Source organism: Micromonospora sp. 15K316, from assembly GCF_004348525.1.
Classification (GTDB): domain Bacteria; phylum Actinomycetota; class Actinomycetes; order Mycobacteriales; family Micromonosporaceae; genus Micromonospora.
This window is the reverse complement of the sequence record NZ_SMKG01000452.1, coordinates 1-483: the sequence shown is the minus strand read 5'-3', so window position 1 is coordinate 483 and position 483 is coordinate 1. Positions and strand designations below refer to the sequence as shown.

Here is a 483-nt window from a genome sequence, read left to right as displayed (position 1 = left end):
ACACGAAGGCCTCCTGGTTGGCGGAGCGGTTCCTAGACAGCTCCACTCCACAACCGGAGGCCTTCGTCATCCAGCAGATTCACGCCGTGTCGTCACACGACCTCAACCAACCTCCCTGGGCAGTACAGCTAGGGCGTGTCCTGTCGATCATGGAAGCCAGATGATGGCGGCGATGAGGACGAGGCTGGCCTGGTAGAGGGATGCGCGTTTGGCGTAGCGGGTGGCCAGGTCCCGCCACTGTTTGAGCCGGTTGAAGCAGCGTTCCACGACGTTGCGTTTGCGGTAGATCGCCTTGTCGAAGGCCGGTGGTCGTCCGCCGGTGCTGCCCTTGGCGGCGCGGCGGGCGACCTGGTCAGAGCGTTCGGGGATGACGTGTTTGATTCCCCGGGAGCGCAGGGCTCGCCGGGTCGAGTCGTGGGCGTAGCCCTTGTCGGCGATCAGCACATCGGGCCGTTTGCGAGGCCGGCCGGGTCCCGGCTCGTT

The 483-nt window shown here is 65.6% G+C and carries 1 protein-coding gene; it reads right to left on the bottom strand.

Annotated elements, in window-relative coordinates; genetic code table 11:
- Nucleotides 1–147: 147 nt before the first annotated feature.
- A partial coding sequence (locus E1211_RS32270; protein ID WP_165947393.1) for a transposase occupies nucleotides 148–483 on the bottom strand: 336 nt, incomplete at its 5' end.